10 protein-coding genes are annotated in these 11,149 nt (G+C 74.5%); 3 read left to right on the top strand and 7 right to left on the bottom strand.

Features of this window, described 5'->3' with window-relative positions; translation table 11 throughout:
* A partial coding sequence (locus tag AF1_RS29920; RefSeq protein ID WP_157419350.1) for an ABC transporter permease occupies nt 1-1,239 on the bottom strand: 1,239 nt, incomplete at its 3' end.
* A gap of 130 nt (nt 1,240-1,369) precedes the next feature.
* Between AF1_RS29920 and AF1_RS36050 the strand changes: the two genes are divergently transcribed.
* Both AF1_RS36050 and AF1_RS29910 read left to right on the top strand, forming a co-directional pair.
* Nucleotides 1,370-2,713: a sensor histidine kinase gene (locus AF1_RS36050; RefSeq protein ID WP_207394033.1), complete on the top strand. Its 1,344-nt coding sequence runs from the start codon at nt 1,370-1,372 to the stop codon at nt 2,711-2,713.
* Nucleotides 2,710-3,399, top strand: coding sequence for a response regulator (locus tag AF1_RS29910; protein ID WP_067806891.1), 690 nt, complete (start codon nt 2,710-2,712; stop codon nt 3,397-3,399). Before AF1_RS36050 ends, AF1_RS29910 begins: the two co-directional genes overlap by 4 nt.
* A gap of 6 nt (nt 3,400-3,405) precedes the next feature.
* Here AF1_RS29910 and AF1_RS29905 read toward each other — a convergent pair whose 3' ends face one another.
* Both AF1_RS29905 and AF1_RS29900 read right to left on the bottom strand, forming a co-directional pair.
* Nucleotides 3,406-3,891 carry a DUF1707 SHOCT-like domain-containing protein gene (locus AF1_RS29905; RefSeq protein ID WP_067806888.1) on the bottom strand — a complete coding sequence of 162 codons (486 nt, stop codon included), beginning with the start codon at nt 3,889-3,891 and terminating at the stop codon, nt 3,406-3,408.
* Between the two features lie 2 nt (nt 3,892-3,893).
* Nucleotides 3,894-4,544: a PadR family transcriptional regulator gene (locus AF1_RS29900; RefSeq protein WP_067806885.1), complete on the bottom strand. Its 651-nt coding sequence runs from the start codon at nt 4,542-4,544 to the stop codon at nt 3,894-3,896.
* 205 nt (nt 4,545-4,749) lie between these two features.
* Between AF1_RS29900 and AF1_RS29895 the strand changes: the two genes are divergently transcribed.
* Entirely contained in the window at nt 4,750-6,732 is a 1,983-nt protein-coding gene (locus AF1_RS29895; RefSeq protein WP_067806882.1) for a bifunctional phosphatase PAP2/O-acyltransferase family protein, read from the top strand.
* A gap of 4 nt (nt 6,733-6,736) precedes the next feature.
* On the opposite strand, the gene hpnH is transcribed toward AF1_RS29895, so the two are convergent.
* From hpnH to AF1_RS29875, 4 genes are all read right to left on the bottom strand, one after another.
* Entirely contained in the window at nt 6,737-7,741 is a 1,005-nt protein-coding gene (gene hpnH / locus AF1_RS29890) for an adenosyl-hopene transferase HpnH (protein ID WP_067806879.1), read from the bottom strand.
* 77 nt (nt 7,742-7,818) lie between these two features.
* On the bottom strand, nt 7,819-8,829 hold the full coding sequence (locus tag AF1_RS29885) for a polyprenyl synthetase family protein (RefSeq protein WP_207394034.1): 1,011 nt from the start codon (nt 8,827-8,829) through the stop codon (nt 7,819-7,821).
* Nucleotides 8,826-10,145, bottom strand: coding sequence for a hydroxysqualene dehydroxylase HpnE (gene hpnE / locus AF1_RS29880; RefSeq protein ID WP_242608793.1), 1,320 nt, complete (start codon nt 10,143-10,145; stop codon nt 8,826-8,828). The genes AF1_RS29885 and hpnE overlap by 4 nt, the downstream gene beginning before the upstream one ends.
* Nucleotides 10,142-11,059: a phytoene/squalene synthase family protein gene (locus tag AF1_RS29875; RefSeq protein ID WP_067806872.1), complete on the bottom strand. Its 918-nt coding sequence runs from the start codon at nt 11,057-11,059 to the stop codon at nt 10,142-10,144. The genes hpnE and AF1_RS29875 overlap by 4 nt, the downstream gene beginning before the upstream one ends.
* Nucleotides 11,060-11,149: the final 90 nt, after the last annotated feature.

The following is an 11,149-nucleotide window of genomic DNA, read 5'->3' as shown; positions in this document are numbered from 1 at the left end:
CGCCAGCCGGCCCCGCAGCGGACGGGGCGCCGCCGTCTGCGCGCGGAGCGCGGCCACAGGTGGGACCCGCGACGCGCGCCGGGCCGGGACGAACGCGGCGGCCAGCGTCACGAGCGTCCCCACCGCGAAGGACGCGACCACCGCGGAGACCGGCACCACCGGCGTCCCGAACGGCAGTTCCTCACCGCCCGTGGCGACCGTCATCAGCCGGGCCAGCCCGATCGCGACCCCCAGGCCCGCCGACAGGCCCAGCGTGGAGCCGGCCAGCCCGACCCCGGCCGCCTCGCCGAGCACCGACCGCGTCACCTGCCCGCGCGACGCCCCGATCGCGCGCAGCAGCGCCAACTCCCGGACGCGTCCGCTCACCAGCATCGCGAACGTGTTGAAGATGATGAACGAGCCGACGAACACCGCGATGACGGCGAAGACCAGCAGGAACGTCCGGATGATCGTGAGGGTGTCCTTGAGCGGGCCGGCCTGCTCGTCGATGGCCTGCCGCCCGGTGACCGCCTCGACCCCGGACGGAAGCACCGCCGCCACCGCGTCCCGGAGCCGCTCCTGGGACACGCCGTCGTCCGCGTGGACGACGATCCGCGCATACGTCCCCGGGGGGTCGGACAGCAGCCGCCCCGCGGTGCCGGGCGCGAACGCGGTCATCGAGATCTGCTCGCTCAGTGCCGAGTCGCCCACCTCGAACAGGCCCGTGAGCCGGAACGTCCGCGTTCCGGACGGCAGCGCGACCGTGACCCGGTCGCCGATCCGGTGGCCGGCGGCGCGGGCGGTGGTGACGTCGATCGCGACCTCGCCGGCGGCGGACGGCGGACGCCCGGACGTCAGGCGCGGCAGCGACAGATCCCGGTCCCCGTCCCAGGCGACGCCCGTCTGCGGCTCGGCGCCGGCGATCGTGCCGTGCCGGTCGAGGACGGCGGCGAACCCGGTGACGACCCCGTGCGCCTTCGCGACCCCGTCCACCCCCTGCACCGCCCTCAGCACCGATGCCGGAACGGGACGCTCCGGCGCCCGCTCACCCGGCCCAGGCTCGAAGGCTCGCGGCGACCGGACGACCATGTCCGTGCCGCGGCCGAGATCGGCGAAGGCGCGGTCGAACGAGCGGTCCAGCGTGGCGGAGAAGATCAGCGTGCCGGCGACGAACGCGACCCCGGCGACCACCGCGACCATCGACAGCACCAGGCGGGCCCGGTGCGCGCGCAGGCCCCGGAATACGAGCTTGACCATCATGCGGACGATTCCAGCCCGCCCGCACCGCCCGCCGGCAGCGCGGATCGTCGTGACCGCCCGCTACGAACGACCCGGCGAACGCGACTTTCGTAGGGGTGGCGGGCCTGCTCGGACTGCGTACGGTAAAGGGATGAGCGGAGTGAACCGGGGGATGCGGAGGGTCGTCCTCCCGCGGGTGGCAGATGTGCTCCTGCGTTCGCCGCGTTCCCTCCTCGCGCGGCTGCTGCCGCCCGGACAGCCCCGCGACCTGGCCGCCGACGCCGTCGTCGTGGCGGCCGGGGCGTTCCTCACCTGGCGGACCTTCACGGACCCCGGCACGATCGTCCACCGGTACGGCGGCGCGGCGATGGCGCCGCTCCTGGTGCCCGTCATCGCGCTGGCGTTCCGCCGCCGCGCTCCGCTGACGGCCGGCTGGGTCACCGCCGGGTTCGCGGTCCTGGTCTGGCTGGTGGAGCTGGCCGCGCCGGGCACGCTGCTGCGGGTGCACGCCGACCACAGCCTCAGCCCGGTGATCTGGTGGCCGCCGACCGCACCGTTCGCCGCCTACGCGGTGACCGCGTGGCCCCGCGACGGGGGGCGCCCGGCCTGGACGCGCTGGCCGCCGGTCGTCGCGCTGCTCGTCCCGATCGGCTGCATCGGCGACGTCCTCCCCCACTCGGCCATGCGGCAGTTCGCGGCCGCCGAGACCGACAGCGTCGATGCGATGGTGTTCCGCAGCCTCACCATGGTGATCGGCGGGGCGCTGCTCGGCATGTACGTCGCCGCGCGCCGCCGGGTCCTGCAGGGTCTCACCGAGCGGGCGGAGCGGGCCGAGCGGGAACGGCACCTGCTGGCGGAGCGGGCCCGCGTGCAGGAGCGGGCGAGGCTCGCCGCCGAGATGCACGACGTCGTCGCGCACCGGGTGACGCTGATGGTGCTGCAGGCGGGGGCGCTGCGCGTGCGGGCGCCGGACGAGCCGACCCGCGCGGCGGCCGAGGAGCTGCGCGGCACCGGCTGCCAGGCGCTCGAAGAACTCCGCGACGTGATCGGCCTGCTCCGCCGGGACCCGGGGCAGGCCCCCGCGGAACCGCTGCCCGACCTGTCCGCGCTGGTCGCGGAGTCGGCGGCGGTCGGCGTCCCGGTCGAGCTGGCCGAGCACGGCGCCCCGCCGCCGGCGTCGCCCGCCGCCCGGCGGACCGCGTACCGGGTCGTCCAGGAGGCGCTGACGAACGCCCGCAAACACGCGCCCGGCGCCGCCGTCCATGTGGACGTCCGCTACAGCACCGACGGGGTGTGCCTGACCGTGCGCAATGCGGCCCCCGCCCGTGAACCCGACGCCGAGCTGGCCGCCAGCGGCTCCGGCATGGGCCTCGCCGGGCTCCGCGAACGTGTCGAGCTGCTCGGCGGGACGTTCACGGCGGGCCCGCACCGGGACGGCTTCCGTGTCCAGGCGTCGCTGCCCGCCTACGTCCCCGTCACGGGGCCCGCCTCATGAACGGCGGGGAGTGCGGGAGGCCGCCCTCCCGCAAGAGAACGCAGATCACGGTCGTGGTGGTGGACGACGAGCCGATGGTGTGCGCGCATCTGCGCACGATCCTCGAAGCGGCCGACGACGTCCAGGTGGTCGGGGAGGCCCATGACGGGGCCGCGGGGATCGAGGCCGTCGTGCGCCACCGCCCGCACGTCGTGCTCATGGACCTGCGGATGCCGGGCGTGGACGGCCTCGCCGCCATCGAGCGGATCGCCGCGCTGCGCTCCCCGCCCGCCGTCGTCGCGCTGACGACGTTCGACGCCGACGAGTATGTGATCCGGGCGCTGCGCGCGGGCGCCGCCGGGTTCCTGCTGAAGTCGACGCCGCCGGAGGACCTGGTGAAGCTGGTCCAGGTCGCCGCCGACGGGCACACGGTGATGTCGGCCGCCGCGACCATGCGGCTGCTCGGCACCGCCACCGGACGCGCGTCCGACCGGGACCGGACGCGCGCGCTCCTCGGCGGCCTCACCGGGCGGGAGACGCAGGTGCTGGCCTGCCTGGGCGAGGGCCTGTCCAACGCGCAGATCGCGGGACGCCTCCACCTGAGCGAGGCCACGGTCAAGGGCCACGTCTCCCGCGTCCTCGACAAGCTCGGCTGCGCGAACCGCACGCAGGCCGGGCTCATCGCCCGCGACGCCGATCTGGGCTGAGCCCGGTCACGCGCCGGGTATGCGGCGGCGGGGCCGGCGCGTCCCGAACGCCACGAGCACCGCGCGGATCACCCAGACGGCCAGCGCGACCTGCAGGACGGCGAGGAACCCCGCCCCCGGTCCCACCGTGAACGTCAGCACCAGGAACACCCCGAGCAGCAGCGGGAACGCCGGGAAGTGCGGCCCGTGCCGGTGGTATCGGGCCGTCCGCCGGTGGTGGTGCCGCCATGCGGGATGTCCCGGCCCGCCGAACCCCGGCGGAGCCGCCGGCCAGGGGGCGGCCGCCTCTTCGGGTGCGGGCAGCCCGGTCGGGGACGGCAGGTCCCGGACGGGGGCGCGCAGGTCGCCGCGCGTCTTGGCGGACAGTGCGGCGTCCAGCCGCTCGTCCAGCTCGCCGCGGTCCAGCCGTCCCGCCGCGAAGTGGTCGTGCAGGGCGACCATGACGGCGTCGCGTTCGGCGTCGCCGATGCGGATCTCGTCCTGTGGTGCCATGTCTACTCCTCGTCGTCCGCCGTCGGCCCCGCGTCCTCGCCGAGGTCGTCGGCCAGGATGCGGTACAGGCTGCGCCGGGTCTCCGACAGGACGTCCCTTGCCTGGGCGACCTGCCGGGGCGACCCGGAGTGGACGATCTGCATCACCGCGGCCCCCGTCTGCGCGGCCTGCTTGAACAGCTCGGGAACGCCCTCGCCGAAGTCGGGCGTCATCTCCGCCCACGGCTCGGCGAGCCGGTCGGCGTTCTCCTCGGCGTAGTCGCGGCCCTCGTCGGTGAGGTGGTAGGTGCGGCGTCCGCCGGCCTCGTCCCCGGCGATCAGCCCCTCGTCGGCTAGCTGCTGGAGCGCCGGGTAGACCGCGCCGGGGCTCGGCTTCCAGGCGCCGCCGCTGCGCTCGTTGATCTCCTGGATGATCTGGTAGCCGTTGCGCGGCTCCTCGGCCAGCAGGACGAGGATCGCCGCGCGGACGTTCCCCTTGCGCGCCTTGGCGCCCCGGCCCCACGGCCCGCCGCGGCCGCGCGCCCACGGCGGGCGCGGTCCGGGCCCGTGCCCGAATCCGCCGGGCGGGCCCCAGGGGCCCGGACCGCCGAACAGCGCGCCGAAGTTCGGGAAGTCGCCGCGTCCCCAGGGCCCGTGTCCATGCGTGTGTCCCATGTTCTGACACCACCTTCTGAGATCTCTCTATGATCTCTCGCGATACGACAACGATATATCGAAGACGCACGGATGGGCCAGTTGGTTCCCGGACATCCGGAGCGGCGGACCGGTCTTCGTCGGCAGCGGATTTCGGTAAGATCCCGGGTCCGGCGCCGCCGTCTGATTTCCCGAATCTTGGGTACCACCCGGTTCGAGGGGGACGATGGGCACACACGAGGCGGTGACCGCGCAGGACGCGGCCCTCACACCGGGCGTCGCGGGCGGCAGGCCGCGCGCCAGGAACGAGCTGCTGCTCGGCCTGGCGCTGTTCGCCGTGTACTCGCTGGTCACGATGCTGCCCCAGCAGGGGCGGCGGCAGGCGGCACGCGACCACGGCGCGGCGCTGTTCCGGCTCGAACAGGCGCTGCGCATCGACATCGAGCCGACCCTCAACGGCTGGCTGGCGCACCAGCCCGCCCTGCGCGTCCTCGCCGACTACGAGTACGCGATCACCTACGTCGCGAGCGCGCTGGCCCTGCTCACCTGGTTACTTCTGCGTCATCCCGAGCGGTACCGGACGGCCCGCAACGCCTTCGTCATGCTCAACCTCGCCGGCCTGGCGTGCTTTGCGCTGTTCCCCGTGATGCCGCCTCGGCTGATGCCCGACCTCGGGTTCGTCGACACCGTCCGCGGCGGCCGCACCTGGGGATCGTGGGGCTCGCCGATGGTCGAGCACGCCGACCGGGTCGCCGCCGTCCCGTCGCTGCACATGGCCTGGACACTGTGGGTCGGCGTCGAGCTCGTCCGCGTGAAGGCGAAACGGTGGGTGCAGTGGCTCAACGCCGGGCACATCCTGGTGACCCTCTATGTGATCCTGGCGACCGCGAACCACTACCTGCTGGACGCGGCCGCCGCCGTCCCGTTCGTCGTGGCCGCCGGCTACGCCGCCGAGCGCGTCGCCCGCCCGCCGGCCCCCCGCGTCCAGGGGCCCGACGCGTTCTTCCTGTCGGTCGAGACGCCCGCCGCGCCGCAGCAGGCCGGCGGCGTCATCATGCTCGACACCTCGCGGGCCGAGGTGGGCCGGGCCGATCTCGTCCGGGTGATCCAGGAGCGGCTGCCCGGGCTGCCGCGTTTCCGGCAGCGGCTCGTCCGTCGCGGCCGGTGGCGCCGCCCGGTCTGGCATGACCACGACCCCATCGACTGGGCGTGGCACGTCACCGAGCGGCGGGTGGACGGCATGGCGGGGCTGCGCGCCGCGGTCGCCGAGCTCCAGTCCGAGCGGCTGCCGCTCGACCGGCCGCCGTGGCGGATGGTCGTGATGAAGGGCGCCGAGCCCGGCCGGACCGCCGTCGTGTACCTGATGCACCACGTCGTCGCCGACGGCGTCGGGATCGTCGCGCAGGCGGTGTACCTGATGGAGCCGCCGCCGGACGACCTCGGCGCCCGGTTCCCGCGCAGGCCGCTGCGCAAGGCGCTCGCCACCGTGATCGGGCTCGGCCAGCTCGCCACCGCCGTCACCAGGCCGGAGCCGCTGCCCTCCAGCGGGACGTCCGACCGCCGCTTCAGCACCATGCACCTGCCGCTCGCGACCGTGCGGGACGTGGGCCGCCGCCATGGCGCCAGGGTCACCGACGTCGTGCTGTGCGCGGTCGCGGGCGCGCTGACCCGCGTCGTCAGCGAGGAGGGCGGCCGTCCGGGCACCTGCCGCGTCGCCGTGCCGCTGATGATGCGGCCGCCCGGCAGCGCGATGGTCGGCAACCACACCACGGCCGTCATGGTCGATCTGCCGCTCGGGAAGATGGCCGAGACCGACCGGCTCGCGCTGATCGCCGAGCGCAGCCGCGTGCTGCGGTCCGGGACCCGCGCGCAGGCCGCCTGGTTCGTGATGTGGCAGGCGGGCCGGGTGATGCCCGCCCCGCTGCACGCCCGGTTCGCCCGGATGTCCTACAGCGGGCGGTTCCTGCAGGGCACCGTGTCGAGCCTCCCCGCGTCGGACAGGCGGCTGCGGCTGGCGGGCGCCCCGCTCACCGCCGTGTACCCGATCGTCCCGCTCGCGCCCGGCGCGCCGTTCGCGATCGCGGGGCTGGGCGTCGCCCGGGAGCTGTGCTTCGGCCTGTCCCTCGACCCCGGCCTGGCGGACGACGCCGACGCGCTGATGGACGCCGTCCACGACGTGATCGAGGAACTCGGGGACGGGCCGGAGTGAGGGGTCACACGCTCCGCATCGCGCGCAGCGACTCCTTGAGGGACCCCATCGTCGCGAACACGGCGGTGGGCTCGTAGCCGCAGTGCGCCATGCAGTTCGCGCACCGGTCGTCGCGTCCGCGCCCGTAGGCGTCCCAGTCGGTCGTGTCCAGCAGTTCCCGGTAGGTGTCGCAGTAGCCGTCGTCCAGCAGGTAGCAGGGCCGCTGCCAGCCCTTCAGCGAGTACGACGGGATCGCCCACGCCGTGCACGGGAAGTCGATCCTGCCTTCGAGGAAGTCGAGGAACAACGGCGAGTGGTTGAACCGCCAGCGCTCGCGCCGGCCGTCCGCGAACGCCTTGCGGAACAGGTTCCGGGTCTCCTGCACGCCGAGGAAGTGGTCCTGGTCGGGTGCCTTCTCGTAGGCGTACGCGGGCGAGATCATCATCTGGTCGACGCGCAGGTCGTCGTTCAGGTAGTCGAGCACGTCGATCACGGTCTGCGGGGTGTCGGTGTTGAACACGGTCGTGTTCGTCGTGACCCGGAATCCGCGCTCCCGGCACATCCTGATCGCCGCGACCGCCTGGTCGAACACGCCTTCCTTGCAGACGGACGCGTCGTGCCGTTCCCGCAGCCCGTCGATGTGCACCGCCCACGCGAAGTACCGCGACGGCCGGAACTGGTCGATCTTCTTCGGGATCAGCGCCGCGTTCGTGCACAGGAACACATACCGCTTCATCCGGACCAGCTCGGCGACCAGCTCGCCGATCTGCGGATGCATCAGCGGCTCGCCGCCCGCGATCGACACCATCGGCGCGCCGCACTCGCGGATCGCCGCGACCGCCTGCTCGACCGGCATACGCTGCTTCAGCACGTCCGCCGGATGCTGGATCTTGCCGCAGCCCGCACAGGCCAGGTTGCACGCGTACAGCGGCTCCAGCTCCACGATCAGCGGGTACTTCGCCCGCCCCGCCAGCTTGTTGCGCAGGATGTACCCGCCGATCCGCAGGCTCTGGCGCAGTGGCATCGCCATTCAGGACGTCTCCTTCGGGTACCGGCCCGGTGCCGGGAGCGGGAACGAGCCGGTACGGGTGGTAGGTGATGCGGTCATCAGTGGTCCCGCCCGGTGACGAACTCGGCGATGCTGAGGAACTCGGCGCGGACGGAGTCCGGCATCCGGGCGGACCGCAACTGCCCGGCGGCGCGCCGGACCCGGCTCTCGGCCTCGGCCTCGGCCCACGCGCGCCCGCCCGCCGCCTCCACCAGCGCGGCGGTCTCGGCCAGGTCGTCCTCGGACGGTTCGGGCCGCGCGTACAGCTCGGCGAGCGCGGTCGCCTCCGGGGTGCCGGAGTTCAGCGCGGCGACGACGGGCAGCGACATCTTGCGGGACCGCAGGTCCGACATCGCCGGCTTCCCGGTGGTGCCGGGGTCGCCCCAGATGCCGAGGAGGTCGTCCACGAGCTGGAAGGCGATACCGAGCTCCGCGCCGAACGCCTCGAGAGCGTCCGAGAGGGACTCGGGCGCCTCGTCCAGGATCGCCCCGATCGCGCAGGAGCATGCCAGCAGGGCGCCGGTCTTGTCGGACGCCATGGCGATGCATTCGTCCACGCTGATCTGCCTGCGGGTCTCGAAGTCCATGTCGAGCGACTGGCCCGCGAGGAGGCGGCGCGTGGCGGTCGACAGCGCCCGCGCCGCCCGCGCGGAGCCCTGCCCCGGCGCCTCCAGCAGGACCTCGCCGGCGAGGGCGAGCAGCGCGTCCCCGGCCAGGATCGCGGACGGCTCGCCGAAGACCGTCCATGCCGCGGGACGGTGCCTGCGGGTCCGGTCGCCGTCCATGATGTCGTCGTGCAGGAGGGAGAACGCGTGGGTCAGCTCCACCGCGACGGCGCCGGGCAGCGCGCTCTCCGGCGGCGCCACGGCGGCCCGCGCCGACAGCAGCGCCAGCGCCGGACGCAGCGCCTTGCCCGCGGGCGCCCTGCGCGGACGGCTCTCCTCGTCGGTCCAGCCGAGGTGGTAGGCCGCGACACGGTAGGTGCGCGGGTCGAGCCGGCCCACCGCGGCGCGCAGCGCGCCGTCGACCAGCCCGCGGACATCGGTCATCGAGACCGGAACGGTCGTCACCGGTCCCTCACCCCCTCCAGGTGGCGACGGACCAGCCGCGCGGCGGTGACGCCGCTGCGCACTGCTCCCTCCATGGTGTCGGGCCAGCCCGTGTCGGTCCACGCGCCGGCCAGGAACAGTCCCGGCGCTCGCGTCGCCGCGCCCGGCCGGGCCGCCGCGGTGCCGGGCCGCTGCCGGAACGTCGCCCGCCGCTCCCGTGTCACGAACAGCTCCCGCACCCGGGCGCCCCGCGCGGCCGGCAGCAGCCGCCGCAGTTCCGGGACGAACCGGGAGCGCAGCTCGGCGGCCGGCATGTCGATCCACCGGTCGGCGGCCGACAGCGACACCGCGAGGTACTGGCCGCGGCGCAGCCCGCTCACCGCCGTCCGGTCGAACACCCACTGGACGGGCGAGGCGACGGCGGCGGCGAACGGCGCGTCCATGACCGTGCGGTCGTAGACGACGTGCACGTTCACGATCGGGCTGGCGTCCAGCTCGGGCCAGCGCAGCGGGTCGGGCAGCGCCTGCGCGGGCAGCAGCCGCGCCGCCGTCTCGTGCGGCACCGCCATGATCACCGCGTCCGCGGCGATCGGCACGCCGTCCACCACGACCTTCGGGTCGGTGGTGACGGCCTCGACCTTCGCCTTCAGCCGGACGGTCCCGCCCATCTCCGCGATGCGCCGCAGCGCGGGTCCGCCGTGCAGTTCCTCCAGCGGGACGACCGGAACCCCGATGTCGGCGGCGTCGGCGCGGCCGAGCAGCGCCCGCCTGCAGACCATCGCGGACAGGCCGAGCGCCGCGTCGTCCGGGTCGGCGTTCAGCGCGGAGGTGAGGAACACGCCCCACAGCGCCTGCCGCGCCCACGCCCGCTGCCCGTGCCCGGCCAGCCACCTTCCCGCCGAGACCATGTCGAGCGCGGGGTCGGCGGGATCGAGCCGGGCCAGGCCGATCGCGGCGCGCACCGCCCGGAGCCGGTCCACGGGCGGCAGCGGCGTGTACCGGGCCAGCGTGGGCAGCAGATGCAGCGGGCTCGGCAGGTCGGCCCGCCGCAGCCGCGCCGCCGCCGCGCCCGGCCGCAGCACGGGAACGTCGAAGCGGTCCTGCACCTCCACCAGGTGCTCGGCGCGCAGCCTGCGCAGCAGCCCCTGGTACGCCGTGCAGCAGCGCAGGAAGACGTGCTGCCCGTTGTCGACCCTCAGCTCGCCCCGGGCGAACGAATGCGTCGCGCCGCCCAGCCACGGCCGGGCTTCGACGAGCGTCACCGGCACACCCGATTCCTGCAGCGCGATGGCGGCGCTGATGCCCGCGAGACCGCCGCCGACGATGACGACGCTCACCGCTCCACCCCCGACAGCGCGCGCGCCGCGACGAGGGCCTTCTGCCATGTCGGCAGTGAGACACGGCCGTTCAGCGCGATCGACGGATGTTCCGCGATCGTCTCCAGCAGCCGCCGGTAGATGCCCGCCATCGCCGCCGTGCAGGCGGCGCTGCGCCGGTCCAGCAGCGGCAGCAGCCGCAGCCCCTCCGCGTACCAGGCCCGGGCCCGCTCCGCCTGGAAGCCGATCAGCTCGGCCAGCCGCCACGGCGGGTCGATGAACACGCCGGACTCGTCCAGTTCCAGCGTGCAGCCGAACCGGACCAGATCCTCCTTCGGGAGGTAGACGCGGCCCGCCAGCCGGTCCTCGCGCAGATCGCGCAGGATGTTGGTGAGCTGCAGCGCGACGCCGAGCGAGTCGGCGAGCCCCTCCGCGCGCTGCCGGCCGGCCGAGCCGAACACGCCGAGCGACAGCCGCCCGACCGTCCCCGCGACCCGCTGGCAGTACCGCAGCAGGTCGTCGAAGGTGTCGTAGTCGGCGCCCCGCACGTCGGCCTCGCAGCCGTCGATCAGCTCGCCGAACGCCTCCAGCGGAATCGGGTAGCGGCTCGCCGCGTCCGCCAGCGCGGTCAGCACCGGATGCCCCTCCAGCGCCCGCACGTCCGCTTGCTGCCGTACTGCCTTCTGGACGGTCAGCAACCGCTGCCGCGACCGGTCCAGCAGATCGAGCCGCACGCACGCCGGCTCCGGGCCGTCCCCGATGTCGTCGATGCCCCGCGCGAACGCGTAGATCGCGCTCATCGCCCGCCGTTTCGGCGGCGCCATCAGCCGTATCCCGTAGGAGAAGTTCCGGGCCTCCTCGCGCACCACCCGCTCGCAGTGCCGGTACGCCTCGGCCACCTGGTCGGAACGCTCGCACGCCTCCGAAACCGTCATCGCCGTCCCCCTCTCAGCGCGCGCGGCCCGAGCGTCCGTGCCCAGAGGCCGGGCAGCGCGGCCCGCCGCGGGCGCGGCGGGCGCGCGAGG

It is taken from the genome of Actinomadura formosensis NBRC 14204, from assembly GCF_001552155.1.
Lineage (GTDB): Bacteria > Actinomycetota > Actinomycetes > Streptosporangiales > Streptosporangiaceae > Spirillospora > Spirillospora formosensis.
Note: the sequence above shows the minus strand (reverse complement) of the source record. Positions and strands in the feature narration are given on the sequence as shown.

Excerpts from the sequence above, each read along its gene's own strand:
- AF1_RS36050 (WP_207394033.1), top strand. The coding sequence starts at position 1,370 with ATGAGCGGAGTGAACCGGGGGATGCGGAGGGTCGTCCTCCCGCGGGTG.
- AF1_RS29910 (WP_067806891.1), top strand. The coding sequence starts at position 2,710 with ATGAACGGCGGGGAGTGCGGGAGGCCGCCCTCCCGCAAGAGAACGCAG.
- AF1_RS29905 (WP_067806888.1), bottom strand. The coding sequence starts at position 3,891 with ATGGCACCACAGGACGAGATCCGCATCGGCGACGCCGAACGCGACGCC.
- AF1_RS29900 (WP_067806885.1), bottom strand. The coding sequence starts at position 4,544 with ATGGGACACACGCATGGACACGGGCCCTGGGGACGCGGCGACTTCCCG.
- AF1_RS29895 (WP_067806882.1), top strand. The coding sequence starts at position 4,750 with ATGGGCACACACGAGGCGGTGACCGCGCAGGACGCGGCCCTCACACCG.
- hpnH (WP_067806879.1), bottom strand. The coding sequence starts at position 7,741 with ATGGCGATGCCACTGCGCCAGAGCCTGCGGATCGGCGGGTACATCCTG.
- AF1_RS29875 (WP_067806872.1), bottom strand. The coding sequence starts at position 11,059 with ATGACGGTTTCGGAGGCGTGCGAGCGTTCCGACCAGGTGGCCGAGGCG.